Consider the following 15,867-nt stretch of genomic DNA (forward strand, 5'->3'; position numbering starts at 1 on the left):
CCGCCGGATCGACCGGTGGAGCAGGGGGACGTCGTGGCTGGACATGGTGGGACCCGGGCGATCGTGGCGGCGCTGCTCGCCAACGCCGGGATCGCGGTCGCGAAGTTCGTCGGCTGGCTGATCACCGGCTCGTCGTCGATGCTGGCCGAGGCGGTGCACTCGGTCGCCGACACCTCCAACCAGGGGCTGCTGCTGCTCGGCGGCCGCCAGGCCAAGCGGGCGGCGACGGCCGAGCACCCGTTCGGCTACGGCCGCGACCGCTACTTCTACTCGTTCGTCGTGGCGCTGCTGCTGTTCAGCCTCGGCTCGGTGTTCGCCCTCTACGAGGGCATCCACAAGCTGGAGTCGCACGAGCCGCTGACCTCGCCGCTGGTCGCCGTCGCGATCCTGGTCATCGCGATCGGGCTGGAGTCGTTCTCCTTCCGCACCGCGATCGTCGAGTCCCGCCCGCTCAAGGGCGGCGGCACGTGGTGGCAGTTCATCCGCCAGTCCAAGGTGCCCGAGCTGCCCGTCGTGCTGCTGGAGGACTTCGGCGCGCTGATCGGGCTGGTGCTCGCCCTGCTCGGCGTCGGGCTCACGGTGGCCACCGGCGACTCCGTCTTCGACGCGCTGGGCACCATCGCGATCGGCCTGCTGCTCGGCGCCATCGCGATCGTGCTGATCGTGGAGATGAAGTCGCTGCTGATCGGCGAGGGGGCGACCCCGCCCGTGCTCTCCCGCGTCACCGACGGCCTGGTCGGCGGCGACGTGCAGCGCGTCATCCACGTCCGCACCCAGTACATCGGGCCCGAGGAGCTGCTGGTCGCGGCGAAGATCGCGATGACGCCCGGGCTCCCGGTCGAGGCCGTCGCCCGCGCCATCGACGAGGCGGAGGCCCGCGTCCGCGCGGCCGTCCCGGACGCCCGGCTGATCTACCTCGAGCCCGACCTGGACCGGACGCCCGCCGCGGTCTGAGCCCGGCCACCATCCCCCCCGGCAACGAGAGGAGGCGCGCCGTGGCGGTGCGCGACAGGCAGACAGGGATCTTCCGCACGAAGTCGGTGGAGCAGTCCATCGCCGACACCGACGAGCCGGACACCCGGCTCCGCAAGGACCTCGGCACCTGGGACCTGATCGTCTTCGGCGTCGCCGTCGTCGTCGGGGCGGGCATCTTCACCCTCGCCGCGAGCACCGCGGGCGACGTCGCCGGGCCGTCGGTGTCGCTCGCGTTCGTGCTCGCCGCGATCGCCTGCGGGCTCGCCGCGCTGTGCTACGCCGAGTTCGCCTCCACCGTCCCGGTCGCCGGCAGCGCGTACACGTTCTCCTACGCCACGTTCGGCGAGTTCGTCGCGTGGATCATCGGCTGGGACCTCGTGCTGGAGTTCGCCGTCGGCTCGTCGGTCGTGGCGAAGGGCTGGTCGGAGTACCTGGCCACGGTGTTCGCCCAGTTCGGCCTGCAGGTGCGCACCTCGATCCCGCTGGGGCCGCTGACGATGGACTGGGGCGCGCTGCTGCTCGTCGTCGTCCTCGCGACGCTGCTGGTGCTCGGCACGAAGCTCTCCAGCCGGGTCAGCCTGGTCTTCACCACGATCAAGGTCGCGATCGTGCTGCTCGTGATCGTCGTCGGGCTCCTCTACGTCAACCCGGCCAACTACTCGCCGTTCATCCCGCCGCCCGCGACCGGCGGGGAGGCCGAGGGCGGGATCACCCAGTCGCTGCTGTCGCTGTTCGGCGGCGAGGGCGGCAGCGTCTACGGCATCTACGGCCTGCTGGCCGCCGCGTCGCTGGTGTTCTTCGCCTTCATCGGCTTCGACGTCGTGGCCACCACCGCGGAGGAGACGCGGAACCCGCAGAAGTCGCTGCCGCGCGGCATCCTCGGCTCGCTGGTCATCGTGACGGTGCTCTACGTCGGCGTCTCGCTCGTCCTGACCGGGATGGTGCCCTACACCGAGCTGCAGACGGCCGAGGACGGCACCGGGGCCACGCTGGCCACCGCCTTCGCCTCGCTCGGGGTGGACTGGGCGGCCACCGTCATCGCGATCGGCGCGCTCGTCGGGCTCACGACCGTCGTCATGGTGCTCATGCTCGGGCAGATCCGCGTGCTGTTCGCGATGTCGCGCGACGGCCTGCTCCCGCGCGGCCTGTCGCGCACGGGCGAGCGCGGTACCCCGGCCCGGGCCACGCTGCTGGTCGGTGTCGTCGTCGCGCTGGTGGCCACGTTCTTCCCGGCGGGCGACCTGGAGCAGATGGTCAACATCGGCACCCTGTTCGCGTTCGTGCTGGTCTCGGTCGGGGTGGTCGTGCTGCGGCGCACCCGGCCCGACCTGCCGCGCGCGTTCCGGACGCCGCTCGTGCCGCTGGTGCCGGTCCTGGCCGTGCTCGCGTGCCTGTGGCTGATGCTCAACCTGTCGGTGGAGACCTGGCTGCGGTTCGTCATCTGGATGGTGGTGGGCGTCGTCGTCTACTTCGCCTACGGGCGGCACCACTCCCGGCTCGGGGCGCGGATCGGCCGGGGCGAGCAGGGCTGAACATCCCCTTCCGGTTATATGCCTGTTGCGGTATGTTCGCGGCGTGACGTTCGCAGTGCTCGCCGAGCCGGCCCGGCGGCGGATCCTGGACCTGCTCCGGGAGCGCCCGCGTTCGGTCGGCGAGCTGACCGACGCGCTCGGGCTCAGCCAGCCCGGCACGTCGAAGCACCTGAAGGTGCTGCGCGAGGCCGGGCTGGTCCGCGTCCGCGCGGAGGCGCAGCGGCGCGTCTACGAGCTCGACCCGGCCCCGCTGGCCGAGGTCGACGCGTGGCTCGCGCCCTACCGCTGGATGTGGGCCGACCGGCTCGACGCGCTCGAACGCCACCTCGACGACCGTCTCGACGATCCCCGGGAGGCCCCGTGACGACCCGACTGACCACCACCGACGGACGGTCGGTGCTCCGGATGGAGCGCCGGCTCGCCCACCCGCCCGAGCGGGTCTGGTCCGCGCTCGTCGAGGCCGACCGCCTCGCGACCTGGTTCCCCAGCGGGGCGACGATCGAGCCCCGCGTCGGCGGGAAGGTCGTGTTCGGGTTCGGCGGCGACGGCGTCGTCACCGACCTGGACCCGCCGCGGCTGATCGCGTTCACCTGGGAGACCGACCACCTGCGCTTCGAGCTGAGCCCCGACGGCGACGGCTCGCTCCTGCTGCTCGTCCACACCTTCGACGACCGCGCGGGCGCGGCGAGCTTCGCCGCGGGGTGGGACTCCTGCCTCGCCGTGCTCGACGGGGCCGGTCCCGTCGACCACCGCGTGCTGCACGAGCGCTACGTCGAGGAGCTCGGGCTGTCGGAGCCCGCCGTCACCGGCACCGCGCAGGCGTGGGAGGTGCGCGTCGAGCGCCAGCTGGTGCATCCCGTCGACGAGGTGCGGGCCGTGCTGGACGGCGAGCCGTGGGAGTTCCTCGAGGGCACCGGGCACGGCGCGCGGGTGCGACTCGTCCGCTCGGGTGCCGGGGCGGCGGAGCGCGACCGCGCGGTCCGGGACCTGCGCTCGGCGGTGACGGCGCTCGTCGAGCGGCTCGGCGGCGCCCCGGTGACCCGGGAGCCGGCCGTCCCGTGACCGGCGGCCCGCACCGCACCCGGTGATCCCGTCCCTGCGGTGGCGGAGCAGGTCCGGCGGACGCAGGATCGCGTGATGATCGCCGACCCGGTCACCGTCCGCCCCGCCCGGCCCGACGAGGGGCCCGCCGTGCTCGCCGTGCTCGACGACGCCGCGGCCTGGCTCGCCGCCCGCGGCGTCGCGCAGTGGCCGGCCGCCTTCCGGCCGGAGTACGTCGAGCCGTCGCTGGGATCGGGGCGGATGTGGCTGGCCGAGTCGGGCGACGCGGCGGTGGCGACGTTCGCGCTGGAGTGGACCGATCCGCTCTGGGTCGACGCCGCGGGCGAGGACGACGGGAGCGCCGGGTACCTGCACCGCTTCGCCGTCCGCCGCGGGCACGCCGGGATCGGCGGCACGCTGCTCGACTGGATCGACGGCGAGATCCGCCGCCACGGCCGCGACCGGATGCGGCTGGACTGCGACGCCGCCAACACCCGGCTGCGCGCCTACTACGCCGACGCCGGGTTCGAGCACCGCGGCGACGTGCTCATCCCGCTGGAGCACGTGCGCTGGTCGTCGGGGCAGCCGCTGGTCAGCCGCTATGAGCGCCCGGTGGTGCGCTGAGCAGGGCCGGTGTCGAGGACGACGTCGGCCCGGTCGCGGGTGCCCTCGGCGGAGAAGTGCGCCTCCTCCTGCGCGGCCCAGCGCTCCCAGTGCGGCCGGTAGGTCTCCCCGTCGCGGGCGATGCCGCGCCGGAACCGCTCGGCCCGCGGCGCCTCCAGCCACACCAGCAGCACCGCGTGCGCGGCGATGACCCGCGCCCCGCTGCCCGCGCCCTCCACGACCAGCACCTCCGGGCGGCCGATCGTCACGGTCCCGGCGAACCCGTTCCGCGTCCAGTCCCAGCGCCGGTACGTCGCCGTCCGGCCCGCGACCAGCGGTGCGACGACCCCGTCGTGCAGCAGCGGCACCGCGGCGGCGAGGCCGTCCCAGCCGGGGTAGACGTCGTCGAGGTGCAGGACGGGGCAGGCCAGCTCCGCGGCCAGCCGCCCGGCGAGGGTCGTCTTCCCGGACCCCGACGGCCCGTCGACGCACACCAGCCGGGTGCCGCCGCACCGCGGCGCGGCGGCCCGGACCCGGGCGACGAGCGGGTCGAGGTCCACGGGGGGAGGTTAGTGTCGCCGGTCGTGAGCGCCTTCGACGACCGCTTCCCGCCCCCGGAGCTGGACCGGTCGGTCTGGACCCCCTCCTACCTCCCGGCGTGGAGCTCGCGGGCCGCGGCCGCGGCGAGCTACCGGGTCGACGAGGAGGGCCTGCGGCTGTCGATCCCCGACGACCATCCCGTGTGGTGCCCCGACCTGCACCACCCGCCCCTGCGCGTGTCGGCCGTCCAGTCGGGTAACTGGTCCGGCCCGGTCGGGAGCACGCGGGGCCAGCAGCCCTTCCGCGAGGGCCTGGTGGTGCGCGAGGAGCAGCCGGAGTCGCGCGGCTTCGTGCCGCTCCACGGGAGGGTGGAGGTCGAGTGCCGCGCCGTGCTCGGGCCGCGGTCGATGTTCTCCGCCTGGCTGATCGGCATGGAGGACCGGCCCGACCGGTGCGGCGAGATCTGCCTCGTCGAGGTCTTCGGGGACGCGATCGACGACCGCGGCGCCGCGCTGGGGACCGGCATCCACCCGTTCCGGGACCCGGCGCTGCACGAGGAGTTCTCCGCCGAGCACCGCGCGATCGACGTGGCGCAGCTCCACCGGTACGCGGTCGACCGGCGCCCCGACGGCGTCGACTTCCTCGTCGACGGCGAGGTCGTCCGCCGCTCGGCGCAGTCGCCGGCGTACCCGATGCTGCTGATCATCGGCCTGTTCGACTTCCCGGACCGGGCGGTCCCCGGGACCGTCGAGCCGCCGCCGGAGCTGGTCGTGCGCCGGGTGGTCGGGACCGGCCCGCCGATCCGGCCGCCGGACGGCGACCCGCCCCCGGCCCAGCCGCCCACGAGGAGGACCGCGTGACCGCCGCCGATCCGCCGACCCGCCGGCTCGGCCACGGCAGCGTCGTGCAGCGGGTCGAGAACGCCCTGCGCGACGACCTCGCCTACGGCCGGTGGCAGCCCGGTGAGCGGCTGCCGTCGGAGGCCGCGCTCGCCCGCGACCTGGGGGTGGGCCGGTCGTCGCTGCGGGAGGCGATCGGGGTGCTCAGCCGCGAGGGGCTGCTGGTCGTGCGGCAGGGTTCCGGGACGTTCGCCGCCGAGGACCCGCCCCGGCCCGAGGTCCCCGGGCTGACGCGCGACGACCACGCGCACACCTCCCAGCTGGTGCGCCGGGCCCGGATCGTGGAGGTCTACCAGGTCCGGCGGGCGCTGGAGGTCGAGGCGGCGCGGCTGGCGGCGGAGAACGCCGGGCCGGACGACGTGCTGGCCCTGAAGGCGGCGCTGGAGCGGCGCCAGCGCTCGGTCGGCGGCGACACGGCGGCCTTCGTCGAGGCCGACACCGAGTTCCACCGGTGCGTCGTCGCCATCACGGGCAACTCCCTGCTGCTGGCGCTGTTCGACCAGTTCCGCGAACCGCTGGGCCACGCCCTCGCCGCGCTGGTGGACCAGGAGCCGCTGCCGGACACCGCCGACGAGCACGCCGCTCTGTTCGACGCGATCAGCGCGGGGGACCCGGCCGCGGCGGCCGCGGCCACGATCGAGAACTTCGACGTGATCATCGAGCTGTTCCGCTCGACCTGACCAGACATCTGATGAGTGTCGCTTTTATCACATAGCGAGAAGGAAGCGGGTTGTCAGACGTCTGAGGACTGACTGTCATGGGTGCCGGGAACCACCACCGACGCGAGGAGCCCCCATGTACGAGAAGAACGGCGAGAAGTACTTCGTCGTCGACTCCCACAGCCACTTCTGGAACGCCGGACGGGACAACTGGGTGCCCGGCGCCGAGCACTACGCCAAGGGCTGGATCGACTGCTTCTACGGCTACCACCAGCTCGGCCCGCCCGAGACCCACTGGGACTACGAGAAGTTCCTCCGGCCGACGCCGGAGGACGTCGAGCGGGACGTCTTCGTCGAGGGCCACGTCGACCACACGGTCTTCCAGTCGACCTACCTGCGGGAGTGGTACCGCGACGGCTTCAACACCGCCGACCAGAACGCGGCGCTGCTGGAGAAGTACGGCGACCGGTGGATCGTCAACGGCCGCTGGGACGCCCGCGACGGCGAGGCGAGCTGGACGGAGTTCACCGAGGACCACGAGAGGTTCGGGTTCAAGGGCGTGAAGCTCTACACCGCGGAGTGGAACGGCGACTCCCGCGGCTACAAGCTCACCGACCCCGAGTGCTACCGCTTCCTCGAGCGGACCCAGGAGCTCGGCATCCGCAACATCCACGTCCACAAGGGCCCGACGATCTGGCCGCTGGACAAGGACGCGTTCGACGTCGCCGACGTCGACCACGCCGCCACCGACTTCCCGGAGCTCAACTTCATCGTCGAGCACGTGGGGCTGCCGCGCATCGAGGACTTCTGCTTCATGGCGGTGCAGGAGCCCAACGTCTACGCGGGGCTCTCGGTCGTCGTCGGCGGCCTGATGCACGCCCGGCCCAAGATGTTCGCGAAGGTCATGGGCGAGCTGCTGTTCTGGGTCGGCGAGGACAAGATGCTCTTCGGCGGCGACTACAACATCTGGACCCCGAAGTGGCAGGTCGAGGGCCTGGTCGACTGGCAGATGCCCGACGACGAGCAGTTCGCCGACTACGCGAAGCTCACCACGGCAACCAAGAAGAAGATCCTCGGCCTCAACGCCGCGCGCCTCTACGACATCCCGGTGCCGGCCGAGCTGCGGCTCGACGAGGCCGCGGGGGCCATGGCGTGAACGACCTGCGCGCCCGGGTGTGGCGCGCGCTGGACACGGTGCTCGACCCGGAGCTGGACGAGCCCGTCACCGGGCTCGGCTTCGTCGAGTCGTGCGCCGTGTCCGGGGACGGGGTGGCCACCGTCGTGCTGCGGCTGCCCACGTTCTTCTGCGCGCCGAACTTCTCGTTCCTCATGGTCGCCGACGCCTACGACGCGGTGTCGGCGGTCGCGGGCGTCACGCGCGCCGACGTCACCCTGGCCGACCACCACGCCTCCACCGAGATCAACGGCGGCGTGGCGGCGCAGTCCGGGTTCGTCGGGGCGTTCGCGGGCTCCGACCAGGGCGAGGCCACCGCCGAGCTCGACGAGCTGCGGCGGCGGTTCTTCCGCAAGGCCGCGCTGGCCGGTCAGGACCGGGTGGCGCGGAGCCTCGTCGACGGCGGGGCCGGGCCGGACGAGCTGGCCGCCACCGTGCTCGGTGACGTGCCGGCGTCGGCCGAGCTGGACCGGATGCGGCACCGCCGCGCCGTACTGGGGCTGCCGCACGGCGACGACGCGCCGCTGCTGCTGCACGCCGACGGCACGGGCGTCACCGCGGCGCAGGTGCCGCTGCACCTGCGCCGGGCGCGGCTGCAGCGCGTCGGCATCGAGGCGAACGGGGCGTACTGCAGGGACCTGCTGCGCACCCGCTACCCGGCCGTCGGATCCTGACCGGGTGGTCCCCGCGGGCTCAGCCCGCGTGGGCCGCCCGGACGAGGTAGACGACCGCCAGGCCCACGGCCAGCGCGCCGAGCAGGACGCGCAGCGCCGTCTCGGGGACCCGCGGCTGCAGGCGGGCCCCGAGGTAGCCCCCGATCAGCCCGCCGGCCCCGCAGAGGAGCCCGACGCCCCAGTCCGGGCCGACCGGGCCCTGCGTCGTCAGCGACAGCAGCCCGTAGGTGCCGACCCCGGCGACCGAGGTGACGAAGGTGGTCGCGAGGGCCGCCGGGGCGACGGTCGCGACGGAGAGCCCCGCCCCCACCAGGAGCGGCCCGAGCAGGGACCCGCCGCCGATGCCGTAGACGCCCCCGACGACGCCCGCGGCGAGGCCCATCGCCGTGACGGCCCGGGAGCCGATCGGGTGCGCCCGCGGTGGCCGGTCCCGGCGGCGGGTGCACAGCCACAGGCCCAGCGGCAGCAGGACCGCGGCGGCGAGCACCCGGAAGACGCGGTCGCCGGGGGCCAGGTGGACCCGCGCCACCGTCCCGATCACGACGCCGGGCAGCGTCCCCGCCAGTAGCCGGCGGGTCAGCGGCCCGGTGAGCGACCCGGTGCTGCGGTGGCGCAGCAGCGCCCCGGGCGTGGAGACGACGTTGAACAGCAGGTTGGTCGGGGTGACGGCGGGACTCGGGACGCGCAGGACGTCGAGCTGGACCGGGAGCAGGAACACCGCGCCGGAGACGCCGACCGGGGTCGTGACGACGGCCACGACCAGGCCGGCGCCGAACGCCAGCAGCGCGACCCGCGGATCCATGCCGCGGATCCTCGCCCAGCGGATCCCCGGTCCCGCGGCCCGCCCCGTGGGCGCGGGCGGTCAGGCCCCGTCGTGGCTCGTCGGCCCGGCCACCTGGTACCCGCCGAACTTCTCGCGCAGCGTCTTCTTCGAGAACTTGCCGACGCTCGTCTTCGGCACCTCGTCGATGAACTCCACCGCGTCGGGCAGCCACCACTTCGCGACCCGCGGCGTGAGGAACTCGATGATCTCCTCGGCCGTGACGGTCTCCCCGGGCGCCACCACGACGCAGGCGAGCGGGCGCTCGACCCACCGCTCGCTCGGGATCGCGATGACCGCGGCCTCGGCGACCTTGGGGTGCGCCATGATCTCGTTCTCCAGCTCGACCGAGCCGATCCACTCGCCGCCGGACTTGATGAGGTCCTTGGTGCGGTCGACCAGCCGGACGAAGCCGTAGCGGTCGCCGGTGCCGACGTCGCCGGTGCGCAGCCAGCCGTCCTCGGTGAACTGGGCCCCGCCGCCCTCGCCGCGGTAGTACTCCTTGGCGATCCACGCCCCGGCGGCCTGGATCTCGCCGGTGGCGACGTCGTCCCAGGGCTGGACCTCGCCGGTGTCGGGGTCGACGAGCCGGATGTCGACGAACGGCGCCGGCTGGCCCTGACGGGCGCGGACGTCGGCGCGCTGGTCCTCGGTGAGGGCGTCGTGGTGGCTGCGCGGGGTGGACATCGTCGCGATCGGGCTGGTCTCGGTCATGCCCCAGGCCTGCGTGATCGGGATGCCGACCTTCTCCCGGTAGGACTCCGACAGCGACCGCGGCACCGCCGAGCCGCCGCAGAGGATCTGGCGCAGCGCCGACAGGTCGCGGCCCTCGGTCAGCGGCAGCATCCCCATCCAGATGGTGGGGACCCCTCCGGTGATCGTGACGCGGTGCCGCTCCAGCATCGAGACGATCGCCTGCGGGGTCATGTTGGGCCCGGGGAAGACCATCGTCGCGCCGGCGAGCAGGCAGCCGTAGGGCAGGCCCCAGGCGTTCGCGTGGAACATCGGGACCACCGGCAGCACGACGTCGCGCTCGGACAGGCCGAACGCGTCGGCCGTCAGCGTGATCAGCGAGTGCAGCACCGCCGAGCGGTGGCTGTAGACCACGCCCTTGGGGTTGCCCGTGGTGCCGGAGGTGTAGCACATGGCCGCTGCGGTGTTCTCGTCCTCGACGACGAACGTGCCCGCGAAGGGCTCGGCCGCGGCGAGCAGCTCCTCGTAGTCGAGCCAGCCGTCGGGGACCGGCACGTCGGCGCCGTCGTCGATCACGACGAAGGTCCGGACCGTCTCCAGCTTGTCGGCCAGCGGCGCGAGCAGCGGGACCAGCGAGCGGTCGACGAAGACGACCTCGTCCTCGGCGTGGTTGGCGATGTAGACGAGCTGCTCGGGGAACAGCCGGATGTTGAGGGTGTGCAGCACGCGGCCGGTGCACGGCGCGGCCAGGTAGAGCTCCAGGTGGCGGCCCGTGTTCCAGCAGAACGTGCCGACCCGGCCGTCGCCCGACACGCCGAGGGTGTCGAGGACGGTCGCGAGCCTGCGCACCCGCACCGCCCACTCGGCGATGGTCGTGCTCGACTCGCCGTCGGCGGCCGCGGTGACGACGTCCTTGTGCCCGAAGTACTGCTCGGCCCGGTGGAACACGTGGGTGAGGGTGAGGGGGCGGTCCTGCATGAGGCCGAGCATCGTGACTCCCGGGCGGCGAGATGTGAACCAGGTCTCCGCGGAACCTACCCGGGTCGCCGGAGGCTGACCATGCGCTCACCGGGCCCGGGCCCGTTAGGCTCGACCGTCGTGACGCCCGCCCGCCCCCGCACCGCCGCCGCGGTGTGCCTCGACGTGGGGTCGACGTGGACCAAGGCGGTGCTCGTCCACCCCGACGGCGGGCTGGGCGGGTTCGCCGAGCACCCCACCACCACCGGTGACGTCCTGGCCGGCATGGACGCGACGGTCCGCGCGGTCTCGGCGGTCGGCGGGTCGGCCGACGAGCCGGAGCTGCTGGCCTGCTCGTCGGCGGGCGGCGGCCTGCGGCTGGCCGTCGTCGGGTCCGACCGGCTCACGGCCACCGAGGCCGGGCACCGCGTCGCGGTGTCGGCGGGGGCGCACGTCGTGCACGTCCACTCGGGCCCGCTCGAGCCGGCCGACGTCCGCGCGCTGCGCAACGCCAAGCCCGGCGTGGTCCTGCTCCTCGGCGGGTCCGACGGCGACGACCCGGCCCCGCTGCTGCACAACGCGGGCCGCCTCGCCAGGGCCCGGATCCGCCCGCCGATCCTGCTCGCCGGCAACGCCGACGGCCGCGCCGAGGCCCTCGCCACCCTGCTCGCCACCGGCCGCACCGTCGTGAGCTGCGAGAACGTGCTGCCCCGCCTCGGGGAGATCGTGCCCGGCCCGGCCCGCGCCGCACTCGTCGCGCTCTACCAGCGCCACGCCCTCGGCGGCCGCGGCCCGGCCGTCGCCCCCCGCTTCCGGCGGCTGGTGCGGGTGGTCACCCCCGACGCCGTGGGCCGCGGCGCCGCGGAGCTCGCGCGCATCCGGCGCGACCGCGTCCTGCTCGTCGACGTCGGGTGCGCCACGACCGACGTCCACTCCGCCGACGGCCGCGACGGCGCCGAGGGCGGCGCACGGCGCACCGTCGAGGGCGATCTCGGCGTCCGCGCCGCGGCGGGCGGGGTGCTCCTGGAGGGCCAGGCCGAGGGCGTCGTCGACCCGGTGGAGGCCGACCTGCTGGCCCCCACCGTCGCGCGGATGGCCAGCGAGGTCGGCTACGTGCCGAGCAACGCGGGCAGCGCAGCGGAGGACCGCCGGATCGCCGCGCTCGCGTCGGTCGTCGCCGTGCGCAGGCACCTGCGGGCCGAGGCCGGGGCGGCCGACGGCATCGGGCTCGTCGTGCTCACCGGGGGCGTGTTCCGCCAGCGCGGGCCGGGCAACGGCCTCGCCGCGGTGATCGCCACCCTGCGGTCGGACCCGGTGCTCGCCTCCGCGCTCGCCGACGTCGAGGTGGTCGTCGACTCCGACTTCACCGTGGCGCCGGCCGGGCTGCTCGCCACGCACGGCCGCACCGACGCGGCGGAGGCCCTGCTGCGCGACCACCTGCTGGGCTGAGCCCGCCGGCGGCCCCGGACGTCGGCTCCGCCACGTCGGGTTGACACGGCGGCGCGCCCGCGGCCAGGCTTGTCGTGCACTGGCGTAGCCGTTCCCCGAGAGGCGCTGCGACGGACCCCACGGGTCCGCCACGCTCGGGGAAGTTCGGGCCGGGGTGAGAAGGGCGCCTCTGACCACAGAGGCTGCCCGCACCCTTCCCGCGAGCCGCCGTCATCGAAGTACTCCAGGAGGCGTCACACCGTCATGTCCGTCGACACCACCGCCGACCCCACCGGCAAGCTGCAGAACCGCAACGGCATCGACTTCGCCGTCGCCGACCTCTCGCTCCACGAGTTCGGCCGCAAGGAGATCCGGCTGGCCGAGAACGAGATGCCCGGTCTGATGGAGCTGCGCACCGAGTACGCCGAGGCGCGTCCGCTGCACGGCGCCCGGATCGTCGGCTCGCTGCACATGACCATCCAGACCGCGGTGCTCATCGAGACCCTGGTCAGCCTGGGCGCGGAGGTCCGCTGGGTCTCCTGCAACATCTTCTCCACCCAGGACCACGCCGCGGCGGCGATCGTCGTCGGCTCCGGTACCCCCGAGGAGCCCAAGGGCGTCCCGGTGTTCGCCTGGAAGGGCGAGACGCTGGAGGAGTACTGGTGGTGCACCGAGCAGCTGTTCCTGTTCCGTGACGAGTCCGGCGAGGTCGTCGGCCCGAACATGATCCTCGACGACGGCGGCGACGCGACCCTGCTGATCCACAAGGGCGTCGAGTACGAGAAGACCGGTGTGGTCCCGACCGTCGAGGACGAGGACCTGACGGTCTCCGACGAGTACCGGATCATCCTCGACACGCTGCGCCGCTCGCTGACCGCCGACCCGCAGCGCTGGACGAAGGTCGCCTCCGACATCCGGGGCGTGACCGAGGAGACCACCACCGGCGTCCACCGGCTCTACCAGCTGGCCGAGCAGGGGTCGCTGCTGTTCCCGGCGATCAACGTCAACGACTCGGTCACCAAGAGCAAGTTCGACAACGTCTACGGCATCCGGCACTCGCTGGTCGACGGTCTCAACCGGGCCACCGACGTCCTGATCGGCGGCAAGGTGGCGCTGGTCTGCGGCTTCGGCGACGTGGGCAAGGGCTCGGCGGCCGCGCTGGCCGGGCAGGGTGCACGGGTGATCGTGTCCGAGGTCGACCCGATCTGCGCGCTGCAGGCGCTGCTGCAGGGCTTCCAGGTCGCGACGCTGGACTCGGTGATCGAGAAGGCCGACATCGTCGTGACGACCACGGGCAACAAGGACATCATCACGACCGACGCGATGAAGCGGATGAAGCACCAGGCGATCGTGGCCAACGTGGGTCACTTCGACAACGAGATCGACGTGGCCGGGCTGGGCCGGATCCCGGGCATCATCAAGATCAACATCAAGCCGCAGGTCGACGAGTGGGTGTTCCCGGACGGGCACTCGATCATCCTGCTGTCCGAGGGCCGCCTGATGAACCTGGGCAACGCCACCGGCCACCCGTCGTTCGTGATGAGCAACAGCTTCGCCAACCAGGTCATCGCCCAGGTGGAGCTGTTCACCAAGCACGAGGAGTACAACAACGACGTCTACCGCCTGCCCAAGCACCTCGACGAGAAGGTCGCGAAGATCCACGTCCTGGCGCTGGGCGGCGAGCTGACGAAGCTGTCGAAGGACCAGGCCGAGTACATCGGCGTGGACGTCGAGGGCCCGTTCAAGCCGGAGCACTACCGCTACTGATCGACCCCGGCCCCGGAGGGCACCCCGTCGTAGTCTGGCGGGGTGCTCTTCCCCTCTGGTGACGGTGACGGCTGGACCCGCTGCGAGCAGGGGCACCGGCACTGGGGGGTCTACGGGGCCGCGGGCCTGCTGCTCTGGCACGAGGACCGCGTCCTGCTGCAGCACCGCGCACTGTGGAGCCACCACGGCGGCACCTGGGGGATCCTCGGCGGCGCCCGCAACCGCGACGAGACCGCCGAGCAGGCGGCCCTGCGCGAGGCGGGGGAGGAGGCGGGCCTCGACCCCGCCGACGTCGCGACGACGGGCTGCTACGTCGACGACCACGGCGGCTGGAGCTACACCACGGTGATCGCCCGCGTCGCCGCCCCGGTGCACCTGACGGCCCTCACCGCGGAGACGATCGAGGTGCGCTGGGTGCCCGCCGACGCGATGCACGGGCTGCCGCTGCACCCGGGTTTCGCGGCGAGCTGGGGGCAGGTCAGCGCGGCGGTTCCGCCGGGTCGGGGCTGACCGCGCGACGGCGGTAGCGTCCCGGACGTGTTCGACGGATTCCAGCGGGTCGTGACCGAGATCGACGGGGTGCCGATCCACGCGGTGCACGGGGGCTCCGGCCCGCCGGTGCTGCTGCTGCACGGCTTCCCCCAGACCCACGCGATGTGGCACGTGATCGGGCCGGAGCTGGCCCGCGACCACACCGTCGTCGCGCCCGACCTGCGCGGCTACGGCGACTCCGGCCGCCCGGCGTCGGGGGAGGACCACGCCGGGTACTCCTTCCGCGCGATGGCCGCCGACCAGGTCGGGCTGATGCGCGCGCTCGGCCACGAGGAGTTCGCGGTCGTCGCCCACGACCGCGGCGCGCGGGTGGCGCACCGGACGGCGCTGGACCACCCCGCCGCCGTCACGCGCGCGGCGCTGCTCGACATCCTCCCGACGACGCACGTCTACGACCACGTCACCCAGGCCGTGGCCACCGCGTACTACCACTGGTTCTTCTTCATCCAGCCCGCCGACCTGCCCGAACGCCTCATCGCGGCCGATCCCGTCGGGTACCTGCACTCGCTGCTCGGCGGCTGGGGATCGGGGCTCGACGCGTTCGCCCCGGAGGCGCTGGCCGAGTACGAGCGCTGCTTCGCCGACCCCGACGCCCGGCACGCGATGCTGGAGGACTACCGGGCGGGCGCGTCGATCGACCTGGAGCACGACCGCGCCGACGCCGGCCGCCGCGTCACCGCCCCGCTGCTCGCGCTGTGGGGGTCGCGCAGCGTGGTCGGGGCGAGCCCGATCGACCCGCTGGAGGTCTGGCGCGGGTACGGCGAGGACGTGCGCGGCGCCACGGTCGACGCGGGCCACTTCCTGGTGGAGGAGCAGCCGGGGGCGACCCTGGCGGCCCTGCGCACCTTCCTGCGCCCGTGACCCCGGGCCGGATGGTCGTCGTCGAGGGGCTGGACGGCGCCGGCAAGCGCACGTTCGCCGACCGCCTGACGGCCGCGCTGCACGCCCGCGGCGCCCGCACCCACGGCCTCGCGTTCCCCCGCTACGACGACGACGTCCACGCGGAGCTGGTCCGCGACGCCCTCTACGGCCGCCTCGGCGACCTCACCGACTCGGTGCACGGCATGGAGGTGCTCTACGCGCTCGACCGCCGCGCCGCCGCCGACGGCCTGCGCGCCGCGGTCGCCGAGCACGACGTCGTGCTCGTCGACCGCTACGTCGCCTCCGGAGCCGCCTACGGCGCCGCGCGGCTGCACCAGGACGCCGCGGGGGAGTTCGTGGAGTGGGTGCGGGCGCTGGAGATCGACCGGTTCGGCATCCCCGTGCCCGACCAGCACCTGCTGCTCGCCGTGCCGCAGCAGGTGGCGGCCGACCGCGCCGCGCACCGCGAGCGCACCGAGCCCGGCCGCGACCGCGACGTCTACGAGTCCGACGGCGGGCTGCAGGAGCGCACCGGCGCCGTGTACGCCCAGCTCGCGGCGGCGTCCTGGCTGGCGCCGTGGACCGTCCTGGACGGGAGCACGGAGATCGACACCGCGGCGCTGGCCGATCGGCTGCTGGGGTAGGCCCGACGCCCACCGGCCCGGTCGGGCCACCCGCCGTCGGCGGCGCGC

The 15,867-nt window shown here is 73.8% G+C and carries 17 protein-coding genes and 1 riboswitch; of the genes, 14 read left to right on the plus strand and 3 right to left on the minus strand.

Annotated elements, in window-relative coordinates; translation table 11 throughout:
- Positions 1–33: 33 nt before the first annotated feature.
- From H6H00_RS13270 to H6H00_RS13290, 5 genes are all read left to right on the plus strand, one after another.
- Positions 34–954, plus strand: coding sequence for a cation diffusion facilitator family transporter (locus tag H6H00_RS13270; RefSeq protein WP_185721561.1), 921 nt, complete (start codon positions 34–36; stop codon positions 952–954).
- A 41-nt stretch (positions 955–995) separates the two neighbouring features.
- Complete coding sequence (locus tag H6H00_RS13275; protein WP_255425729.1) at positions 996–2,507, plus strand: amino acid permease; 1,512 nt, start codon at positions 996–998, stop codon at positions 2,505–2,507.
- Positions 2,508–2,550: 43 nt separating this feature from the next.
- On the plus strand, positions 2,551–2,871 hold the full coding sequence (locus tag H6H00_RS13280; RefSeq protein ID WP_185721562.1) for an ArsR/SmtB family transcription factor: 321 nt from the start codon (positions 2,551–2,553) through the stop codon (positions 2,869–2,871).
- Positions 2,868–3,569, plus strand: coding sequence for an SRPBCC family protein (locus H6H00_RS13285; RefSeq protein WP_221775864.1), 702 nt, complete (start codon positions 2,868–2,870; stop codon positions 3,567–3,569). The genes H6H00_RS13280 and H6H00_RS13285 overlap by 4 nt, the downstream gene beginning before the upstream one ends.
- Positions 3,570–3,644: 75 nt before the next feature.
- Positions 3,645–4,172, plus strand: coding sequence for a GNAT family N-acetyltransferase (locus H6H00_RS13290; protein WP_185721563.1), 528 nt, complete (start codon positions 3,645–3,647; stop codon positions 4,170–4,172).
- Here the strand turns inward: H6H00_RS13290 and H6H00_RS13295 are convergent.
- A complete protein-coding gene (locus H6H00_RS13295; protein ID WP_185721564.1) occupies positions 4,148–4,711 on the minus strand; it encodes a nucleoside/nucleotide kinase family protein in 564 nt (187 codons plus the stop codon). The genes H6H00_RS13290 and H6H00_RS13295 overlap by 25 nt on opposite strands.
- Before the next feature lie 24 nt (positions 4,712–4,735).
- Here H6H00_RS13295 and H6H00_RS13300 point away from each other — a divergent pair, with 24 nt between their 5' ends.
- The 4 genes from H6H00_RS13300 to H6H00_RS13315 all read left to right on the plus strand — a co-directional run bounded on the left by H6H00_RS13300 (position 4,736) and on the right by H6H00_RS13315 (position 8,097).
- Positions 4,736–5,551, plus strand: a complete 816-nt coding sequence (locus tag H6H00_RS13300) for a glycoside hydrolase family 16 protein (RefSeq protein WP_185721565.1) — start codon at positions 4,736–4,738, stop codon at positions 5,549–5,551.
- Positions 5,548–6,270, plus strand: coding sequence for a FadR/GntR family transcriptional regulator (locus H6H00_RS13305; protein ID WP_185721566.1), 723 nt, complete (start codon positions 5,548–5,550; stop codon positions 6,268–6,270). The genes H6H00_RS13300 and H6H00_RS13305 overlap by 4 nt, the downstream gene beginning before the upstream one ends.
- A gap of 115 nt (positions 6,271–6,385) precedes the next feature.
- The gene (locus H6H00_RS13310) at positions 6,386–7,405 is read left to right on the plus strand and encodes an amidohydrolase family protein (protein WP_185721567.1); all 1,020 of its coding nucleotides are present in this window, start codon (positions 6,386–6,388) and stop codon (positions 7,403–7,405) included.
- Entirely contained in the window at positions 7,402–8,097 is a 696-nt protein-coding gene (locus H6H00_RS13315; protein ID WP_185721568.1) for an iron-sulfur cluster assembly protein, read from the plus strand. The genes H6H00_RS13310 and H6H00_RS13315 overlap by 4 nt, the downstream gene beginning before the upstream one ends.
- Positions 8,098–8,116: 19 nt before the next feature.
- Here the strand turns inward: H6H00_RS13315 and H6H00_RS13320 are convergent, their stop codons facing one another.
- Both H6H00_RS13320 and H6H00_RS13325 read right to left on the minus strand, forming a co-directional pair.
- Positions 8,117–8,899, minus strand: coding sequence for a sulfite exporter TauE/SafE family protein (locus H6H00_RS13320; protein ID WP_185721569.1), 783 nt, complete (start codon positions 8,897–8,899; stop codon positions 8,117–8,119).
- Positions 8,900–8,959: 60 nt separating this feature from the next.
- On the minus strand, positions 8,960–10,600 hold the full coding sequence (locus H6H00_RS13325) for a long-chain fatty acid--CoA ligase (RefSeq protein ID WP_185721570.1): 1,641 nt from the start codon (positions 10,598–10,600) through the stop codon (positions 8,960–8,962).
- 108 nt (positions 10,601–10,708) lie between these two features.
- Here H6H00_RS13325 and H6H00_RS13330 point away from each other — a divergent pair, with 108 nt between their 5' ends.
- The 5 genes from H6H00_RS13330 to H6H00_RS13350 all read left to right on the plus strand — a co-directional run bounded on the left by H6H00_RS13330 (position 10,709) and on the right by H6H00_RS13350 (position 15,819).
- Positions 10,709–12,016, plus strand: coding sequence for a glutamate mutase L (locus H6H00_RS13330; RefSeq protein WP_255425730.1), 1,308 nt, complete (start codon positions 10,709–10,711; stop codon positions 12,014–12,016).
- Between the two features lie 91 nt (positions 12,017–12,107).
- Positions 12,108–12,192: riboswitch (S-adenosyl-L-homocysteine riboswitch) on the plus strand.
- A 67-nt stretch (positions 12,193–12,259) separates the two neighbouring features.
- Entirely contained in the window at positions 12,260–13,762 is a 1,503-nt protein-coding gene (ahcY, locus tag H6H00_RS13335; RefSeq protein ID WP_185721572.1) for an adenosylhomocysteinase, read from the plus strand.
- Positions 13,763–13,804: 42 nt separating this feature from the next.
- Positions 13,805–14,272 (plus strand): NUDIX hydrolase, encoded by a 468-nt coding sequence (locus H6H00_RS13340; RefSeq protein WP_185721573.1) that lies wholly within the window; start codon positions 13,805–13,807, stop codon positions 14,270–14,272.
- Between the two features lie 27 nt (positions 14,273–14,299).
- Positions 14,300–15,175, plus strand: a complete 876-nt coding sequence (locus H6H00_RS13345; RefSeq protein ID WP_185721574.1) for an alpha/beta fold hydrolase — start codon at positions 14,300–14,302, stop codon at positions 15,173–15,175.
- A gap of 11 nt (positions 15,176–15,186) precedes the next feature.
- On the plus strand, positions 15,187–15,819 hold the full coding sequence (locus H6H00_RS13350) for a dTMP kinase (protein WP_185722420.1): 633 nt from the start codon (positions 15,187–15,189) through the stop codon (positions 15,817–15,819).
- Positions 15,820–15,867 lie beyond the last annotated feature (48 nt).

It is taken from the genome of Pseudonocardia petroleophila, assembly GCF_014235185.1.
Taxonomy (GTDB): domain Bacteria; phylum Actinomycetota; class Actinomycetes; order Mycobacteriales; family Pseudonocardiaceae; genus Pseudonocardia; species Pseudonocardia petroleophila.